Source organism: Phreatobacter sp. (assembly GCF_052440005.1).
Lineage (GTDB): Bacteria > Pseudomonadota > Alphaproteobacteria > Rhizobiales > Phreatobacteraceae > Phreatobacter.
Genome location: NZ_JBQVQL010000035.1, coordinates 1 through 16,128, shown reverse-complemented (window position 1 = coordinate 16,128; position 16,128 = coordinate 1). Strand labels below are relative to the sequence as shown.

Genomic DNA, 16,128 nt, shown 5'->3' with positions numbered 1-16,128 from the left:
GAATTGCAGAGGAAGTCAATGGTTCGCCGCATTTTCGCCGCCGGCCTTGCCCTTATGCCACAGCCGCGGCTAGGCAGGGTCGCCCGCGACCGCCTTTTGCCGGAGCCAGCCTCCCATGACCACCCTTCCCGATCCCTCCTACCTGACCGTCGGAACGGGCCCCTCGGCGCGGCGGATCGCCTTTCGCCGCATCGAGGGCCGCGGACCCGCCATCGTCTGGCTCGGCGGCTTCAAGTCCGACATGAAGGGCACCAAGGCCGAGGCTCTCTCCGCCTTCGCGGCGCGCACCGGCCGGGCCTTCTGGCGGTTCGACTATTCCGGCCACGGGGAATCGGACGGTGGTTTCGAGGACGGAACCATCTCCCGCTGGGCCGAGGAGGCGGCCGCCGTCGTAGCCCTCGCCGGCCCCCGGCCGATCCTGGTCGGCTCCTCCATGGGCGGCTGGATCGCCCTTCTCGTCGCCCGCGTCATGGCGGCGCCGCCGACCGCCATGGTGCTGATCGCGCCCGCGCCGGACTTCACCGAAGCGCTGATGTGGCTGGCCTTCTCCGAGGATATCCGGCAGACCATCATGACGGAGGGCCGCTGGGTCCGTCCCTCCGCCTATGACGAGGGCGGCTATCCCATCACCCGCGCCCTGATCGAGGACGGCCGCCAGAACCTGGTTCTCACCGGGCTGGTGGAGACCGGCTGCCCCGTGCACATCCTCCAGGGCATGGAGGACCCCGACGTGCCCTGGCGCCACGCCATGCTGCTCGCCGAGAAGATCGCCCGCGACGACGTCGTCGTGACGCTGGTCAAGGACGGCGATCACCGCCTGTCGCGGGAGGAGGATATCGCGCGGCTCGAGGAGGCCGTCGCGGCCTTCGCCGGTTGACGCGGTTGATTCCATTATCTGAGAATGATACTCTCCAATCATGGATAGTGCCGCCGATTCTACGGACCAGCTCGACCAGATCGTCGCCCAGCGCGTCCGCGAACTCAGGGCGGCCAAGGGCCTCACCCTCGATCAGCTCGCCGCGCTCTCCGGCGTCTCCCGCGCCATGATCTCGCGTATCGAGCGGGCCGAGGCGAGCGCAACCGCCGTGCTGCTGGTCAAGCTCGGCGCCGCCCTCGGCGTCACCCTCGGCGCGCTCTTCGAGAAGCCGCAGCCCCAGCCCGACCCGGTGCGTCGCGCCGCGGCGACGGCCGTGCGCACCGACCCCGAGACGGGCTACACCCGCCGCAACGTTGCCCCGCCCAACGCCTCCGCCACCGACATCGTCGAGGTCATGCTGCCGCCCGGCAAGCGCGTCGCCTACGACAACATCGTCGTCATTCCCGTCGAGCAGTTCGTCTGGGTCTTTGAGGGCACGCTCACGCTCACCTATGGCGGTCTGACGACGGATCTCGGGCCCGGCGACTGCCGGGTCATGCGGCTCGACACGCCTCTCGTCTTCGAGAACCGCACCGATGCGCCCGCGCGCTACTGCGTGGTGCTGGTGCCTCACGCCCTGCCTGCGGGTCTGCGCCGATGATCATGATCGAGACACTCGACGCCGCGGCGGCCCGGCGCCACATCCCCGCCCTCGCCGAGGTGCTCGTCGACTGCGTCACCCACGGCGCCTCCGTCAGCTTCATGAAGCCCTTCGGCCAGGCGGACGGGGAAGCCTTCTTCGCCAGGGTCGCCGACAGCGTCGCCGCGGGCGACACGGTGCTCGTCGCCGCCTTCCTCGGCGACCGCGTCATCGGCACAGCCCAGCTCGGCCTCGACATGCCGCCGAACCAGCCCCACCGGGCCGAGGTGAAGAAGATGCTCGTCCATTCCGACGGGCGCCGCCAGGGCATCGCCGGCTCCATGCTGCGGCGGATCGAGGAGGAATCGCTGAAGCGGGGCCGCACGCTCCTCATCCTCGACACGGCGAGCGAGGAGGCGAAACGCGTCTATGAGCGTGGCGGCTGGTCGCGCTTCGGCTTCGTTCCCGATTTCGCCCTGCTGCCGGACGGCGGCCTCTGCGACACGACCTATTACATGAAGGACCTTTCGCCGCCGCGCGGCACGCCGGTCTCGACGGCCACGGTGCGCGACGCTGGCGAGGCCGACATGCCGGCCATCCTCGACATCGTCAATCACGCCATCGTCACCAGCACGGCCATCTGGTCGGACGAGCCGGTCGACCTCGCCAGCCGCCACGCCTGGCTGCAAGACCGCCGCGCCGCGGGCAGCCCCGTCCTGGTCGCCGAGGACGGCGGTGAGGTGGTCGGCTTCGGCTCCTACCTGCAGTTCCGCGCCTGGTCCGGATACCGGCACGCGGTGGAGCATTCGGTCTATGTGCGGGACGACCGCCGCGGCTCCGGCGTCGGCTCCCTCCTCATCGGGGCCCTGCTGGGGCGGGCGCGGGCCGACGGCAAGCAGGTGATGATCGGTGGCATCGAGGGCCGCAACACCGCATCGCTCCGGCTGCACCGCCGCGCCGGCTTCATCGAGGTCGGCCGCATGCCCGGCATCGGCGAGAAGTTCGGCCGCAAGCTCGACCTCGTCTTCGTGCAGAAGCAGATCGTCTAGGCGGCACCGTAGCGGTGCAGGTTGGCGCCGTTGGCGCGCAGCCAGGCCTTGGCCGCCTCCATGCCGGGGCACAGGTCGCGGACGATGCGCCAGAACCGCGGCGAGTGGTTCATCTCGCGCAGATGCGCCACCTCGTGGGCGGCGAGATAGTCGAGCACGAAGGGCGGGGCGAGGATCAGCCGCCAGGAATAGTTGATGGCACCCGAGGATGAGGCCGAGCCCCAGCGGCTCGCCTGGTCGCGGATGCCGATGCGCGTCACCTTGACCCCCAGCCTCTCGGCATAGAGCCGCGTCGCCGCCTCGAGATCCTTGCGTGCTTCGCGCTTGAGGAAGTCCTGCACGCGCCGCGACAGGAAGGCCGCGTCGCCGGCCACCATGATGGCGCCGTCCTCGACCCAGCAGGTGCCGCGCCGCCCCGGGCTGTGCACCACCGTATGCGGCACGCCGCGCAACGGCAGCACCGTGCCCTCGGAGAAGCCGAGAGCCTCTGGGATGCGGTTCAGGCGCGTGGCGATCCAGGCGCCGTGCCGCTCCGCGAAGCCGACGGCATCCGACAGCTTCGCCCGCGCCGGCATGGACAGCACGGCGTCCCGGGTGGCGGCGCGCACCCTCAGCGTGAAGCGCCGCGCCTGCGGCAGCCGGCGCAACTCCACGGCATAGGGCACGCCCTCGTGCGACACGGTGATCGCCGACGGGTCGGGCTCGCGCTGGAACAGCCTGCGGATGATGGACATGGCGACGACTTTATCCGAGTCGGCGGGCCTCAGGCCAGCGCCGGCGGGGCCGCTGCGACGCCTGCTGCCAAGCGGGATTCAGTGACCCGGCGACGCTGCCGCCGGGTCGCTGTGGATCAGTGTCCCTTGGCCGCCTCGCCCCGGCCGCCGCGGATCATCTTGAGCACCGTGGAGGCGGAAGAGGCTTTCTCCTTCGCGGCCGGCTTGGCGGCCTGCGTCTTGCGGTAGGCGTGAGTGCGCATGAAGTCCATGACGCGCGGCGCGATGTCGGCGCGGAAGCGCGAGCCGTTGAACACGCCGTAGTGCCCCACCGCCGGCTGCAGGTGATGGTGGCGCATGTCCTCGGGAATCGAGGTGGCCAGGCCGTGGGCGGCCAGCGTCTGGCCGCCGCCGGTGATGTCGTCCTTCTCGCCCTCGACGGTGAGCAGCGCGACGCGGCGGATCGCCTTGGGGTCCACCGGGCGGTCGCGGTGCATCATGATCCCGCGCGGCAGGTGATGCTCGACGAAGACCCGCTCGATGGTCTGCAGGTAGAACTCGGCGGTGAGGTCCATGACGGCGAGATATTCGTCGTAGAACTCGCGGTGCTTCTGCGCGCCGTCGCCGTCGCCCTTCACGAGGTTGCGGAACAGTTCGCGATGGGCGTCGACGTGGCGGTCGAGGTTCATCGACATGAAGCCGTTGATCTGCAGGAAGCCGGGATAGACCGGCCGCATCATCCCCGGATGCGGGAAGGGCACGGTGGTGATGACGTTCCGGCGGAACCACTCGGTGCCGCGCTCCTCGGCGAGCTTGTTGACGGCGGTGGGGTTGGAGCGCGTATCGATCGGCCCGCCCATCAGCGTCAGGGTCGTCGGCACGTAGGGATCGTCCTCGGCCTCCATGCGCGACACCGCCATGAAGACCGGCACCGCCGGCTGGCAGACCGCCATCACGTGGGTGTCGGGGCCGAGGAAGTGCAGCATGGAAATGACGTAGTCGACATAGTCGTCGAGGTCGAAGCGGCCGTCGGCCAGCGGCACCATGCGCGCGTCGAGCCAGTCGGTGATGAACACCTCGTGGTTCGGCAGGAAGCTCTCCACCGTGCCGCGCAGCAGCGTGGCGTAGTGGCCGGACATCGGCGCGACGATCAGCACCTTCGGGTCCGGCTTGTGGCGCGCGGGCAGGGCGCGCTGGAAGTGGACGAGGTTGCAGAAGGGCCGCTGCCAGACCGTCGCCTCGGTGACGGCGACGCGCTCGCCGCCGACCAGCGTGGTCGGCAGGTCGAAGCCCGGCTTGCCGTAGCGCCGCGTCGCCCGCTCGAAAAGCTCGGCGCCGGCCGCCATCTGGCGGGCCATGGGCATGTGGGAGAAGGGATTGACGGGGTTGTTCAGCGCCAGCTTGGTGGCGTCCGCCATGGCCCGATAGGGCGACAGCATGGCGTGGGTGGCTTCATACCAGTGGTAAAGCACGCAAAGGCCTCCGGGGACGGGAGGATTGGTCCAGTTCGCCTCTGTCCGGTCCGGCGACCTGTCGGGGTCATGGCATCGGAAATGCCGCGCGAGCCCGCAAAGTTCCAATCAGATTGCTGCACTGCCGAAATTTGTAGCGGACCTGCGACATATTGTGCAAGCGGAAGCCTGTGGCACAAGCCGTTAACCCGGCGTGAACGTGCTGTTGCAGTGACATCAGACGAAAGGCGAAGGGGCCTTACTCGCCGCTGGAGAGCAGCGAGCCCGCCTCGCGGGCCTTGTCCAGCAGCGCCGCGAAGGCGAAGGCCGCCGCCACGATCCACAGGACGTTCAGCGCGGCGGCGGCGGCCAGGTGGTCGAGCCTGAGGACGCCCTCGGAGAGGACCGCGCGCATGCCCTCGAACACGTGGGTCGGCGGCAGGGCGAGGGCGATCGGCTTCATCCAGGCCGGGAGCACGCTCAAGGGATAGTAGACGCAGCACAGCGGCCAGAACACGAACATGATGGTCCAGGCGAGGCTCTCGGCCCCGAGCCCGTGGCGCAGGATCAGGCCGCAGACGACCAGCCCGACCGCCCAGCCCGTGACGACCAGGAGCGCGAAGAAGGCGGCGAAACCGATGCCGAGCCGCGCGAGGTCGAAGCCGAAGAAGGCGATGGCGAGGATCGTCGCGGGGATCATGCCGACCGCGAGGCGGGCAAGGCTCATCCCCATCAGCGCCGCGACGAACTCCGCCGGCCGCAGCGGACTCATCAGCAGGTTGCCGAGGTTGCGCGACCAGACCTCCTCGAGGAACGATACCGAGAAGCCGATCTGGCCGCGGAACAGAACCTCCCAGAGCAGCAGGCCCGACACCAGCGCCCCGCCGACGAAGAGCGTGTTGTTGGCGGAGCTCATGGCATAGGTTTGCAGGAAGCCCCAGGTCAGCAGATTGAGGACGGGCCAGTAGATCAGTTCGAGCAGCCGCGGCCAGGACGAGGCCAGGAGATAGAGGTAGCGCAGGCAGAGCGCGCCGACGCGCCGGAGGGAAAAGCTCATGCGGCCCTCACCGCCGCGACGAAGGCGTCCAGCTTCACCGGGTCCAGGCGTCCCCCGGTCCGCACACCCGAGCAGAGGTCGACGCCGAACGGGCGCACCCGCGCGATGGCCTCGCCGACGTTGAGCGGCGTCAGGCCGCCGGCGAGGAACACCGGACGGCGCGTCGCCTTCACGAAGGCGCGGCTGACGTCCCAGTCGTGGGTGCGGCCGGTGCCGCCGAGCTCGCGCATGGTGCCGCCCGGCTTGCCGGAATCGAGCAGGAAGGCGTGCACATAGGGCTCGTAGCGCGGGATCAGCTCCAGCGCCGAGGGGCCCTCGACATGGATGACCTGCACGCGCCGCACCGCCGGCAGCGCCACCGCCAGGACCGCGATCTCCGAGGGGTCGATATGGTCGACGATCTGGATCGTGCTGGCGCCGCAATGGCGCAGGTGGTCGGCGATGGCGAGGCCCGTCAGGTGCGAGCTGAGCAGGAAGGTGGCGATGGGCGGCGGGACCTCCGCGGTGATTGCCCGGATCGTCGCATCGTCCACCTGGCCGGAGCCGGGCGGCGCGGCCGCGACCATGCCGAGCGCGTCGGCGCCGGCGGCGATCGCCATCTCCGCCTCCGCGAGCGAGGAGATGCAGCAGATCTTGATGCGGGTGCGCTGGGTCACGACACGGCCTCCCGGCGGCCCCGCGCCACGTCGAGGAAGACCTCCTCGAGGCTGCTTCGCCCGTAGCGGCGGACGAGTTCGGCGGGCGGCGCATCGTCCTCGATGCGGCCCTGCTTGAGCATGATGACGCGGTCGCACAGGCGCTCGACCTCGCCCATGTTGTGGGAGGCGAGCAGGATCGCCGCGCCGCGGCGGTCGCGATAGCGCTCCAGATGGCCGCGGATCCAGTCGGCGGTGTCCGGGTCGAGCGAGGCGGTCGGCTCGTCCAGCAGCATCACCTCCGGCTCGTTGAGCAGCGCCTTGGCCAGCGCCACCCGGGTCTTCTGCCCTGCCGAGAGCTTGCCCGAGGGCCGGTCGAGCAGGGCGTCGAGGTCGAGGTCGGCGGCGAGCGTTGCAATCCGGCGGGTCAGGTCCTCGACGCCGTAGAGCATGCCGAAGACCTTGAGGTTCTGCCGGACGGTGAGGCGGTGCGGCATGTCCACATAGGGGCTCTCGAAATTCATCCGGTGCAGCACGTCGTGGCGCCGCCGCACCATGTCGGTGCCGAGCACGGTGACGGTTCCCGCCGTCGGCAGCACCAGCCCCATGATCATGCCGATGGTGGTCGACTTGCCGGCCCCGTTGCCGCCCAGCAGGGCAGTGGTCGATCCCGGCGCAACGGCAAAGCTCAGCCCGTCCACGGCCCGGACGGGTCCGTAGTCCTTCACCAGGTCCTTCACTGCGATGGCGGCGGGAGGGGTCATGGCCGATCACATGGGGCGGTTGCCGGCCCAGGGCAAATCAAAAGCGCTGATGAAAAACACCGTCGCGCGCAAGGCCGCCCTGTCGCCCGCCGGCTTGACCCTCCCCCGCCCGGCGCGCAAGCGTTGCGTCCCGTTCTCCGCCGCGCCTCATGATCATCGTCTTCGGCTCCATCAACATCGACCTGGTCGCGCGCGTCGCCGTCCTGCCGCGCGCCGGCGAGACCGTCGCCGGACCGGGCTACGAGGTCATTCCCGGCGGCAAGGGGGCGAACCAGGCGCTGGCCGCGCGGCGCGCCGGGGCCGAGGTCGCCATGGTGGGGGCGGTGGGCCGTGACGGCTTCGCGGGCCCCGCCCTCGCGCTGCTGGGGGAGGCTGGCGTCGACCTCGCCGGGGTCGCGCCCGTGGATGCGCCGACCGGCGTCGCCTTCATCGCTGTCGACGAGCGCGGCGAGAACCAGATCGTCGTCGCCGCCGGTGCCAATGCCGCTGCGCGCGCCGCCGCCCTCGACAGTCTCGCGCCCGGCCCCCGCGACACGCTGCTGATGCAGTGGGAGGTTCCCGAAGCCGAGATTGTCGCCGCAGCCCGCTGGGCGCGCGATCGCGGCCTCAGGATCATGCTCAACCGCGCGCCGGCCGGGCCCGTCTCGCCGGACCTCGCGGCGCTGCTGGACGTCGTCGTCGTCAATGAACACGAGGTGCTGGCGCTCGGCGCCGGTCTCGACCTCGTAGGCAGCGACCCCGACGCCGTCGCCGCCGCGATCTCGCAGCGCCACGGTCTCGCCGTCGCCGTCACGCTCGGGGCGGAGGGCGCCATCTGCTGGGCCGACGGCATCCGTCACGAATCGCCGGCTTATCCGGTCGACGTGGTCGACACGACAGCGGCCGGCGACACCTTCTGCGGCGCGCTCGCCGCGGCCCTCGACCGCCGCCGCGGCCTCGAGACCGCGCTCGAGTTCGCCGCCGCCGCCGGCTCCCTCGCCTGCGGCCGGCACGGCGCCCAGACCAGCATTCCCGACCTTGCCGCCATCGACGCGGCGGCAGCCATCCTGGCGGAGCAGAGAAACCCGCCACACCGGAGGACGACCCCATGACCCGCAACCGCATCAAGCGCCGCGCCCTGGCGGGCGAGAGGCTCCTCGGCGCCTGGGTGTTCTCCGGCGCGCCCGCGGTCTGCGAAACCTATGCGCTGGCCGGCTACGACATCGTGCTGATCGACGCCGAGCACACGCCGATCGATATGGCTGAGACGCTCGCCTGCGTGCGCGCGGTCGAGGCGGGCGGCGGCGATGCCATGGTGCGCGTGCCGAGCCACGACTTCGGCATGTTCAAGCGGATGCTGGACGCGGGCATCCATTCGCTCATGGTGCCGATGATCGACACCGTGGACCAGGCGAAGGGCATCATCGCCTCCTGCCTCTATCCGCCGCGCGGCCGCCGCGGCTATTCGGCCTCCGTCGCCCGCTCCGGCCTCTACGGCTTCGACGAGGACTATATCGACACCGCCCACGAGGACACCTTCCTCGCCCTCCAGGTGGAGAGCGACCTTGCCTCGCAGAACGCCGCGGCCATGGCTGCATTGCCCGGCGCCGACTGCCTGTTCATCGGTGCCAACGACCTCGCCGGTTCTCTCGGCAAGCTCGGCCGCCTCACCGAGCCGGACGTGCTGGCGAGCATCGACCGCGCGGCGGAGGCGACGCTCAAGGCCGGCAAGGTGCTCGGCACCATTCCGATACCGGGCCGCGACCCGCTCGCCCTCGCCGAGCGCGGCTACGGCATCGTCATCGGCGAATGCGACATGGCGGCGGTCAGGGCCGGCGCCCTCGCCGACCTCGCGCGCAACAGGGCGAAGTTCCCCGGCCGGCGCTGATCTCAGGTGGCGAGGCGGGCGAGGATCGCGGCGACGATGGCGCCGGGATCCTCCTCGATCGGCACGGTCAGGGCGTTCTCGTCGGCAGCCGGCGGCTCGAGCGTCGCGAACTGGCTCTCGAGCAGGCTCGGCGGCATGAAATGGTCCCGCCGCGCCCGCATCCGCGCGCCGACCAGTTCGAAGGACCCGTCGAGGTGCACGAAGCGCAGGCGGGCGCCGGAGGCCCTGAGACGGTCGCGATAGACCCGCTTCAGCGCCGAGCAGGCGATGACCACATGGCCGCCACCGGCTTCCAGCGCCGCCACATGCGCGCCGATGGCGTCGAGCCAGGGCCAGCGGTCCTCATCGGTCAACGGCGCGCCGGAGCGCATCTTGGCGACATTGGCGGGCGGGTGGAAACTGTCGCCGTCGCGGAAGTCCCAGCCGAGCGCTTCGGCGAGCCCCAGGCCCACCGTCGACTTTCCCGAGCCCGAGACGCCCATGACGACGAGCGCCGTCGGCAGCGCCTGCTGCGCGGCTGCGGCCGCCGCCCGCCCGGTGCTCACTTCGGCTCCTGGTGGCCGCCGAAGCCGGCGCGCATGGCCGAGAGCACCTTCTCCGCGAAGGTGTGGTCCTGCCGCGAGCGGAACCGCGTGTAGAGCGCCGAGGTCAGCACCTCCGCCGGCGTCGCCTGTTCGATGGCCGCCTCCACCGTCCAGCGCCCTTCGCCCGAGTCCGCGACATGGCCGGAATAGCGCGCAAGGGCCGGATCGGCGGCGAGCGCCTCGGCGGTCAGGTCGAGCAGCCAGGAGGTGACGACCGAGCCGCGCCGCCAGACCTCGGCGATGTCGGCGACGTCGAGGTCGAGGCGCAGGTCTTCGGAAAGGCGCGGCGAGGACGCGTTGCGCAGGATATCGAAGCCTTCCGCGAACGCCTGCATCATTCCGTATTCGATGCCGTTGTGGATCATCTTGACGTAGTGGCCGGCGCCGTTCGGTCCGCAGTGGAGATAGCCCTCCTCGGCGGTGCCGGTGCGGTCCTCGCGGTGGCGCGTCGCGGCGATGTCGCCGCGGCCGGGGGCGAGCGCCCGGAAGATGGGATCGAGCCTGTCCACGACGGCCTTCTCGCCGCCGATCATCAGGCAATAGCCGCGCTCGAGGCCCCAGACGCCGCCCGACGTGCCGATGTCGAGATAGGAGATGCCCCGCTCAGCGAGTGCCTTGGCGCGGCGGATGTCGTCCTTCCAGAAGGTGTTGCCGCCGTCGATCACCGTGTCGCCGGGGGCGAGCAGACCGGCCAGTTCCGCGATCGCGGTTTCGGTGACGTCGCCCGCCGGCAGCATGACCCAGACGGTGCGCGGGGTGGCGAGCGCCGCGACGATATCCGCCAGCGAGGCGGCGCCGGTCGCCCCCTCGGACGCCAGCGCCCCGGTGGTCGCCGCACTGGCGTCATGCACCACGCAGGCATGGCCCGCCCGCATCAGGCGGCGCGCGATGTTCGCGCCCATCCGCCCGAGCCCCACCACGCCGATCTGCATGGACGTCCTCCGCGCCAGTCTTTTTCTTCCCCTCGAAGCAACCGAACTTCGCCGAGAAGTCAATGGCACGCCGTTGCCGGACGACGCCCCAGCGTGTAGAGGGCGCCAACGTTTCCGCCCGAGAGAGCCTCCATGTCCCAGTCCCGCTACGACGTTGCCGGCATCGGCAACGCCATCGTCGACGTGCTCGCCCGCACCGAGGACGACGTGCTCGCCCGCCTCGGCGTGCCCAAGGGCGGCATGATGCTCATCGACGAGCCCCGCGCCGAGGCGATCTACGCCGCCATGGCCCAGACGATCGAGATGTCCGGCGGCTCGGCCGCCAACACCATCGCGGGCATCGGCATGCTGGGCCTCAAGCCCGCCTTCCTCGGCAAGGTGCGCGACGACAAGCTCGGCGCCTCGTTCCGCCACGGCATGAAGGCCGCCGGTATCCATTTCCCGACTGCCGATGCGACGGACGGTCCGGCCACCGCCCGGTCCTTCATCCTGGTGACGCCGGACGGCGAGCGCACCATGAACACCTATCTCGGCGCGGCGCAGAACCTGTCGCCCGCCGACGTGGACGCCGAAACCATCGCCGCCTCCGGCATCACCTATCTCGAGGGCTATCTCTGGGATCCGCCGGAGGCCAAGAAGGCCTTCGTCAAGGCCTCGGAGATCGCCCACGGCGCCGGCCGCAAGGTCGCCCTCACCCTGTCCGACAGCTTCTGCGTCGACCGCTACCGCGACGAGTTCCTCGGCCTGATCAAGGGCAAGACCGTCGACATCGTCTTCGCCAACGAGAGCGAGCTGAAGTCGCTCTACCAGACCGCCGATTTCGCCACGGCGCTCGACGCGCTGCGCGCCGATGCCGCCCTCGCCGTCGTTACCCGCTCCGAGCAGGGCGCCATCGCCGTCGAGGGCACAACCCTCGTCTCGGCCCCGGCCTTCCCGGTCGACAAGGTGGTGGACACGACGGGCGCCGGCGACCTCTTCGCCGCCGGCTTCCTGTCGGGCCTCGCCCGCGGCATGCCGCACGAGACCTCGCTGCGCCTCGGCGCGCTCTGCGCCGCCGAGATCATCAGCCACATGGGCGCCCGCCCCGAGGCGAACCTCAAGGCGCTCGCCGCCGAGAACGGCTTCGCGCTCTGAGGCGCGCGAGGCCGCCGCTCAGAGGATGAAGCGGCTGAGGTCGGCGTTCCTTGCGAGGTCGCCCACCGTCTGGCGCACATAGGCGCCGTCGATCGTCACCGTCTCGCCGGCCCGGTCGGCGGCGGTGAAGGAGATGTCGTCGAGCACCCGCTCGATGATCGTCTGCAGCCGCCGCGCGCCGATGTTCTCAACCGAGGCGTTCACCTCCACAGCGAGATCGGCGATGGCGTCGACGGCGTCGTCGGTGAGCACGAGGTCGACGCCCTCCGTCTTCATCATGGCGATCGACTGCCGCGTCAGGCTCGCCTCCGTCTCGGTGAGGATCGAACGCAGGTCCTCCCGCGTCAGGGGTTTGAGCTCGACGCGGATCGGCAGGCGGCCCTGCAACTCCGGCAGGAGGTCCGAGGGCTTCGCCACGTGGAACGCGCCGGACGCGATGAACAGGATGTGGTCGGACTTCACCGGCCCGTGCTTGGTCGCCACCGTCGTACCCTCGATCAGCGGCAGCAGGTCGCGCTGCACGCCCTCGCGCGACACCTCACCGCCGCGCGCGCCTTCGCGGGCGCAGATCTTGTCGATCTCGTCGAGGAAGACGATGCCGTTGTTCTCGACGAGGTGGATGGCCTCCTGCACCAGGTTGTCCTGGTCGACCAGCTTGTCCGCCTCCTCCTGCACCAGCGGCTCGTAGGCCTCCTTCACGGTGGTGCGGCGCTGCTTGGTGCGCCCGCCCATCATCTTGCCGAGCATGTCGTTGAGGTTGGCGATGCCGATCTGGCCGCCCGGCATGCCGGGAATGTCCATCATCGGCATGCCCTGCGGATTGCCCGCCGCCACCTCGATGTCGATCTCCTTGTCGTCCATCTCGCCGTCGCGCAGCTTCTTGCGGAAGCTCTCGCGGGTGGCGGGGGAGGCGGTCTTGCCGACGAGGGCGTCGAGCACGCGCTCCTCGGCGCCCAGATGCGCCTTGGCCTGGACGTCCTTGCGCTTGCCCTCGCGGACGAGCCCGATGCCGACCTCCACGAGGTCGCGGACGATCTGCTCGACGTCGCGGCCGACATAGCCGACCTCGGTGAACTTGGTGGCCTCCACCTTGAGGAAGGGCGCGTTGGCGAGCTTGGCGAGGCGGCGCGAGATCTCCGTCTTGCCGACGCCCGTCGGGCCGATCATCAGGATGTTCTTCGGCAGCACCTCCTCGCGCAGGCTCTCGTCGAGCTGCAGCCGCCGCCAGCGGTTGCGCAGGGCGATGGCCACGGCGCGCTTGGCGTCCTTCTGGCCGATGATGTGGCGGTCGAGTTCGGAAACGATTTCGCGGGGAGAGAAGTCGGTCATCGGGACCCTGGGATCGGTGCGGATCGGAAGAGCGGAGAGATGGCGATTGTCGCCCGCCGATCAAGGACCGGCGCTAGCCGCCACCCTGCTGCCAGATCCGGATCGCCTCGATCGGATGGACCAGCATGATGATGTTGAGGATGAGATTGTCGCGGATGACGGCCGCCAGGCCCACCTCCAGCGCGATGGCGAGGCCGAGCGTCGCCCAGGCCGGCAGCAGCGCGGCGAGGAGGAAGCCGACGATCATCGCAGCCGTGTCGGCGAGCGAGTTGACGATGGTGTCGCCGTTGTAGCCGAGCGATATGGTGGCGGCGCGGTAGCGCTCGATGATCATCGGCGTGTTCTCGGCGATCTCCCAGGCGCCCTCCACCACGACGGCGAGCACCAGCCGCGTCCAGATCGAACTCCGCGGCAGGACGAGCCAGGCGATGAAGTAGAACAGGAACCCGTGGACGATGTGGCTGAACGTGTACCAGTCCGCCAGGTGCTGCGAGTTCTCCGCGCTGTTGACGATGCCGTGCCAGAACTTGACGGTCCCGCAGGCGCAGATCGGCAGCCGGCCCATGGCGTAGAGCACGCCCGCCTGGACGGCGAGGAGCAGCAGGATCAGCGGCAGCGCCTGCCACCACGGAAATCCGCCCGCCGGCCCGCCGTCGCGGGCGGCCGGGCCTGTCAGGGGTGAGATGCGCTGGAAGGGGGAGGAGGTCATGGTCATGGCGCGACTTTAGCCGCCGGCGCGTCGCAAGTCATGAACGGGTCCGCCCGAAATGCGGCACGTCCCCGGACGCCGCCGCCTCAGCCGATGCTCTCGATCACCAGGTTGCCATTGGTGTAGACGCAGATCTCCGAGGCGATGGTCATCGCCTTGCGCACGATGGCCTCGGCGTCCTGGTCGGTGTCGGCCAGCGCCCGCGCGGCGGCGAGCGCGTAGTTGCCGCCAGACCCGATGGCGGCGATGCCGTTCTCGGGCTCCAGCACGTCGCCGGTGCCGGTCAAAATGAGAGACACGTCCTTGTCGGCGACGATCATCATCGCCTCCAGCCGCCGGAGATAGCGGTCGGTGCGCCAGTCCTTGGCAAGCTCCACTGCAGCGCGGGTAAGCTGGCCGGGAAACTGCTCGAGCTTGGCCTCCAGCCGCTCGAACAGGGTGAAGGCGTCGGCCGTGGCGCCGGCAAAGCCGCTGATCACGTCGCCGCGGCCGAGACGGCGCACCTTGCGGGCATTCGCCTTGATGACGGTCTGGCCGAGGCTGACCTGGCCGTCGCCGCCGATCACCACCTTGCCGCCCTTGCGGACGGTGCAGATGGTCGTGGCGTGCCAGCCGGGAAAGGCGTCGTTCTGCGAAGACATGGGACCTCCGGAAAGCACGAGATGTAGGCCGAACGCGGCGCGGCGCAAGGCGGCCACCCTTGGCGCTTCGGCCGCGCCGGTGCAAGCTTCCGCCCCTTCTGAACTTTCTGCCGGACCGGGTCGACCCATGGCCATGCACCGCAAGGAACCCCTCTACCGCCGCGTCAACACCACGGCCCACGGCGTCCGCCACAACCGCGGCGGCGATTTTCGCGACTCGCGGGCGAAGGACGACCGCGCCGGCCGCGGCGCCATGGCGAGGGGCAAGCAGCGCGGCCTCGACTACACGCCGCTGTTCCGCTTCCTGCTGTCGAAGGTCGGGCAGGACTTCGACGCCGTGTACAGCGAGGCTGTCTCGCGCCTCGACAGGCCTGAGCCGATCTTCTGGCTCGTCGCCCGCACCGGGGACGACCGCAAGCCCTTCGTCCTCATCGGCGAGAGCAGCTACTACAGCGGCCTCTATGTCGACGAGGACAACCGCCTCGCGCGCGTCGCGCCCAACCTCGCCAACGAGGACATGCGGCCCGGCTGCGCCTGCTGCACCCACACCTTCAACGGCGTGCCCTTCGTGCGGAAATACGATCCCGACGCCCCCTACGCGCCCGATCCCGCGGGCTAGTCACCATGCCGGACGCGGATATCGCGCGTCGCCTTTCCAAAAGGGGTGCGGGGCGATAGAAGTCCGGCCATCCGCCGGAGAAAGCCATGCGCAAGGGCCAGATCACCCGCACCACCAAGGAAACGGACATCACGGTGTCCGTCGATCTCGACGGCTCGGGCCGGGCCGAGGTCTCGACCGGTGTCGGCTTCTTCGACCACATGGTCGACCAGATCGCGCGTCATGGGATGATGGACATCTCCATCCGCGCGAAGGGCGACCTGCACATCGACGACCACCACACGGTGGAGGATGTCGGCATCGCGCTGGGGCAGGCGGTGCGTCAGGCCCTCGGCGACATGAAGGGCATCACCCGCTATGCCGACGTCCACCTGCCCATGGACGAGACGCTGACCCGCGTCGCGGTGGACGTTTCCGGCCGGCCCTTCCTCGTCTTCCGCACCGAGTTCCTGCGCCACAAGATCGGCACCTTCGACACCGAGCTGGTGCGCGAGTTCTTCCAGGCCTTCGCCATGAACGCCGGCATCACCCTGCATGTCGAGACGCTCTACGGCGACAACGCCCACCACGTCGCCGAGAGCTGCTTCAAGGGCCTGGCGCGGGCGCTGCGGGCTGCCTTCGCCATCGATCCGAGGCGCGCCAACGAGATTCCCTCCACCAAGGGGGTGCTCTGATGGCGCGGCAGACCAGCTACACCGTGCACCTGCCTCCCGCCGGGCGGGGCGACGACGAGGCGGTCCAGTTCGTCCCCGATTCCTTCTCGCCGCTCGCCTTCCTGTTTCCCTGGGCCTGGTTCCCGCTGCAGCGCCTTTGGCTGGTGACGCTCGCCTATCTCGTGCTGATGGGCCTCACCGTCCTCGCCCTCACCCTCCTCGGCCTGTCGCCTCTCCTGCGCACCATGATCACCACGGCGCTCAGCCTGCTCATCGGCCTCGAGGCGACCAACCTCAAGCGCTGGACGCTCCGCCGCCGCGGCTGGCGCGAGGTCGCGGTGATCGTCGCCGGCTCGCAGGACGAGGCGGAGCGGCGCTATTTCGCCGAGCGCGCGGCCGCCCCGGCCGTGCGCGCCGAGCCGCGCTTCGCCGCCTCCGTGCCGGCGGCGCCGCTTCCCCCCCAGCCCGTCATCGGCCTCTTCCCCGAGGCCGAGC

General features: G+C 70.1%; 19 protein-coding genes and 1 pseudogene. 10 read left to right on the top strand and 10 right to left on the bottom strand.

Going from position 1 to position 16,128, the window contains the following annotated elements; genetic code table 11:
* Positions 1-115: 115 nt before the first annotated feature.
* The 4 genes and pseudogenes from ACT6XY_RS10590 to ACT6XY_RS10575 all read left to right on the top strand — a co-directional run bounded on the left by ACT6XY_RS10590 (position 116) and on the right by ACT6XY_RS10575 (position 2,545).
* Positions 116-877, top strand: coding sequence for an alpha/beta hydrolase (locus ACT6XY_RS10590; RefSeq protein WP_444748301.1), 762 nt, complete (start codon positions 116-118; stop codon positions 875-877).
* A gap of 40 nt (positions 878-917) precedes the next feature.
* Complete coding sequence (locus ACT6XY_RS10585; protein WP_444748300.1) at positions 918-1,517, top strand: helix-turn-helix domain-containing protein; 600 nt, start codon at positions 918-920, stop codon at positions 1,515-1,517.
* A pseudogene (locus ACT6XY_RS10580) lies at positions 1,514-1,936 on the top strand (GNAT family N-acetyltransferase); the annotation flags it as partial. The gene ACT6XY_RS10585 and the pseudogene ACT6XY_RS10580, both read left to right, overlap by 4 nt.
* A 75-nt stretch (positions 1,937-2,011) precedes the next feature.
* Entirely contained in the window at positions 2,012-2,545 is a 534-nt protein-coding gene (locus ACT6XY_RS10575) for a GNAT family N-acetyltransferase (protein ID WP_444748329.1), read from the top strand.
* On the opposite strand, the gene ACT6XY_RS10570 is transcribed toward ACT6XY_RS10575, so the two are convergent.
* From ACT6XY_RS10570 to ACT6XY_RS10550, 5 genes are all read right to left on the bottom strand, one after another.
* The gene (locus ACT6XY_RS10570) at positions 2,542-3,279 is read right to left on the bottom strand and encodes a M48 family metallopeptidase (RefSeq protein WP_444748299.1); all 738 of its coding nucleotides are present in this window, start codon (positions 3,277-3,279) and stop codon (positions 2,542-2,544) included. The two genes, ACT6XY_RS10575 and ACT6XY_RS10570, sit on opposite strands and share 4 nt — an antisense overlap.
* Positions 3,280-3,395: 116 nt before the next feature.
* Entirely contained in the window at positions 3,396-4,730 is a 1,335-nt protein-coding gene (locus ACT6XY_RS10565; protein WP_444748298.1) for a polyhydroxyalkanoate depolymerase, read from the bottom strand.
* A gap of 238 nt (positions 4,731-4,968) precedes the next feature.
* Positions 4,969-5,766 carry an ABC transporter permease gene (locus tag ACT6XY_RS10560; protein WP_444748297.1) on the bottom strand — a complete coding sequence of 266 codons (798 nt, stop codon included), beginning with the start codon at positions 5,764-5,766 and terminating at the stop codon, positions 4,969-4,971.
* Positions 5,763-6,422, bottom strand: a complete 660-nt coding sequence (locus ACT6XY_RS10555) for a phosphoribosylanthranilate isomerase (RefSeq protein ID WP_444748296.1) — start codon at positions 6,420-6,422, stop codon at positions 5,763-5,765. The genes ACT6XY_RS10560 and ACT6XY_RS10555 overlap by 4 nt, the downstream gene beginning before the upstream one ends.
* Complete coding sequence (locus ACT6XY_RS10550) at positions 6,419-7,165, bottom strand: ABC transporter ATP-binding protein (RefSeq protein WP_444748295.1); 747 nt, start codon at positions 7,163-7,165, stop codon at positions 6,419-6,421. Before ACT6XY_RS10550 ends, ACT6XY_RS10555 begins: the two co-directional genes overlap by 4 nt.
* A gap of 149 nt (positions 7,166-7,314) precedes the next feature.
* Here ACT6XY_RS10550 and ACT6XY_RS10545 point away from each other — a divergent pair, with 149 nt between their 5' ends.
* Both ACT6XY_RS10545 and ACT6XY_RS10540 read left to right on the top strand, forming a co-directional pair.
* Complete coding sequence (locus ACT6XY_RS10545) at positions 7,315-8,256, top strand: ribokinase (protein WP_444748294.1); 942 nt, start codon at positions 7,315-7,317, stop codon at positions 8,254-8,256.
* Positions 8,253-9,032 carry an HpcH/HpaI aldolase family protein gene (locus ACT6XY_RS10540; protein WP_444748293.1) on the top strand — a complete coding sequence of 260 codons (780 nt, stop codon included), beginning with the start codon at positions 8,253-8,255 and terminating at the stop codon, positions 9,030-9,032. The genes ACT6XY_RS10545 and ACT6XY_RS10540 overlap by 4 nt, the downstream gene beginning before the upstream one ends.
* Positions 9,033-9,034: 2 nt before the next feature.
* On the opposite strand, the gene ACT6XY_RS10535 is transcribed toward ACT6XY_RS10540, so the two are convergent.
* Both ACT6XY_RS10535 and gnd read right to left on the bottom strand, forming a co-directional pair.
* The gene (locus ACT6XY_RS10535; RefSeq protein WP_444748292.1) at positions 9,035-9,577 is read right to left on the bottom strand and encodes a gluconokinase; all 543 of its coding nucleotides are present in this window, start codon (positions 9,575-9,577) and stop codon (positions 9,035-9,037) included.
* Positions 9,574-10,548 (bottom strand): phosphogluconate dehydrogenase (NAD(+)-dependent, decarboxylating), encoded by a 975-nt coding sequence (gene gnd, locus ACT6XY_RS10530; RefSeq protein WP_444748291.1) that lies wholly within the window; start codon positions 10,546-10,548, stop codon positions 9,574-9,576. The genes ACT6XY_RS10535 and gnd overlap by 4 nt, the downstream gene beginning before the upstream one ends.
* A gap of 132 nt (positions 10,549-10,680) precedes the next feature.
* Here gnd and ACT6XY_RS10525 point away from each other — a divergent pair, with 132 nt between their 5' ends.
* Positions 10,681-11,682 (top strand): adenosine kinase, encoded by a 1,002-nt coding sequence (locus ACT6XY_RS10525; protein WP_444748290.1) that lies wholly within the window; start codon positions 10,681-10,683, stop codon positions 11,680-11,682.
* An 18-nt stretch (positions 11,683-11,700) separates the two neighbouring features.
* Here the strand turns inward: ACT6XY_RS10525 and hslU are convergent, their stop codons facing one another.
* The 3 genes from hslU to hslV form a co-directional block, all read right to left on the bottom strand.
* The gene (gene hslU, locus ACT6XY_RS10520; protein WP_444748289.1) at positions 11,701-13,011 is read right to left on the bottom strand and encodes an ATP-dependent protease ATPase subunit HslU; all 1,311 of its coding nucleotides are present in this window, start codon (positions 13,009-13,011) and stop codon (positions 11,701-11,703) included.
* A 73-nt stretch (positions 13,012-13,084) separates the two neighbouring features.
* Positions 13,085-13,720 (bottom strand): DUF2585 domain-containing protein, encoded by a 636-nt coding sequence (locus ACT6XY_RS10515; RefSeq protein ID WP_444748328.1) that lies wholly within the window; start codon positions 13,718-13,720, stop codon positions 13,085-13,087.
* Positions 13,721-13,806: 86 nt separating this feature from the next.
* Positions 13,807-14,361, bottom strand: a complete 555-nt coding sequence (gene hslV / locus ACT6XY_RS10510) for an ATP-dependent protease subunit HslV (RefSeq protein ID WP_106750396.1) — start codon at positions 14,359-14,361, stop codon at positions 13,807-13,809.
* A 127-nt stretch (positions 14,362-14,488) separates the two neighbouring features.
* Here hslV and ACT6XY_RS10505 point away from each other — a divergent pair, with 127 nt between their 5' ends.
* The 3 genes from ACT6XY_RS10505 to ACT6XY_RS10495 form a co-directional block, all read left to right on the top strand.
* Positions 14,489-14,980 (top strand): hypothetical protein, encoded by a 492-nt coding sequence (locus tag ACT6XY_RS10505; RefSeq protein WP_444748288.1) that lies wholly within the window; start codon positions 14,489-14,491, stop codon positions 14,978-14,980.
* 86 nt (positions 14,981-15,066) lie between these two features.
* Positions 15,067-15,654 carry an imidazoleglycerol-phosphate dehydratase HisB gene (gene hisB / locus ACT6XY_RS10500; RefSeq protein ID WP_444748287.1) on the top strand — a complete coding sequence of 196 codons (588 nt, stop codon included), beginning with the start codon at positions 15,067-15,069 and terminating at the stop codon, positions 15,652-15,654.
* The coding region (locus ACT6XY_RS10495) for a DUF2628 domain-containing protein (protein WP_444748286.1) at positions 15,654-16,128 on the top strand (475 nt) is incomplete at its 3' end. The genes hisB and ACT6XY_RS10495, both read left to right, overlap by 1 nt.

Bases quoted from the DNA above. Each gene is read 5' to 3' on its own strand.
- ACT6XY_RS10550 (WP_444748295.1), bottom strand. From the start codon at position 7,165: ATGACCCCTCCCGCCGCCATCGCAGTGAAGGACCTGGTGAAGGACTAC.
- hisB (WP_444748287.1), top strand. From the start codon at position 15,067: ATGCGCAAGGGCCAGATCACCCGCACCACCAAGGAAACGGACATCACG.
- ACT6XY_RS10525 (WP_444748290.1), top strand. From the start codon at position 10,681: ATGTCCCAGTCCCGCTACGACGTTGCCGGCATCGGCAACGCCATCGTC.
- ACT6XY_RS10590 (WP_444748301.1), top strand. From the start codon at position 116: ATGACCACCCTTCCCGATCCCTCCTACCTGACCGTCGGAACGGGCCCC.
- ACT6XY_RS10515 (WP_444748328.1), bottom strand. From the start codon at position 13,720: ATGACCTCCTCCCCCTTCCAGCGCATCTCACCCCTGACAGGCCCGGCC.
- ACT6XY_RS10540 (WP_444748293.1), top strand. From the start codon at position 8,253: ATGACCCGCAACCGCATCAAGCGCCGCGCCCTGGCGGGCGAGAGGCTC.
- gnd (WP_444748291.1), bottom strand. From the start codon at position 10,548: ATGCAGATCGGCGTGGTGGGGCTCGGGCGGATGGGCGCGAACATCGCG.
- ACT6XY_RS10545 (WP_444748294.1), top strand. From the start codon at position 7,315: ATGATCATCGTCTTCGGCTCCATCAACATCGACCTGGTCGCGCGCGTC.
- ACT6XY_RS10505 (WP_444748288.1), top strand. From the start codon at position 14,489: ATGGCCATGCACCGCAAGGAACCCCTCTACCGCCGCGTCAACACCACG.
- ACT6XY_RS10585 (WP_444748300.1), top strand. From the start codon at position 918: ATGGATAGTGCCGCCGATTCTACGGACCAGCTCGACCAGATCGTCGCC.
- ACT6XY_RS10575 (WP_444748329.1), top strand. From the start codon at position 2,012: ATGAAGGACCTTTCGCCGCCGCGCGGCACGCCGGTCTCGACGGCCACG.
- ACT6XY_RS10570 (WP_444748299.1), bottom strand. From the start codon at position 3,279: ATGTCCATCATCCGCAGGCTGTTCCAGCGCGAGCCCGACCCGTCGGCG.
- hslV (WP_106750396.1), bottom strand. From the start codon at position 14,361: ATGTCTTCGCAGAACGACGCCTTTCCCGGCTGGCACGCCACGACCATC.
- hslU (WP_444748289.1), bottom strand. From the start codon at position 13,011: ATGACCGACTTCTCTCCCCGCGAAATCGTTTCCGAACTCGACCGCCAC.
- ACT6XY_RS10560 (WP_444748297.1), bottom strand. From the start codon at position 5,766: ATGAGCTTTTCCCTCCGGCGCGTCGGCGCGCTCTGCCTGCGCTACCTC.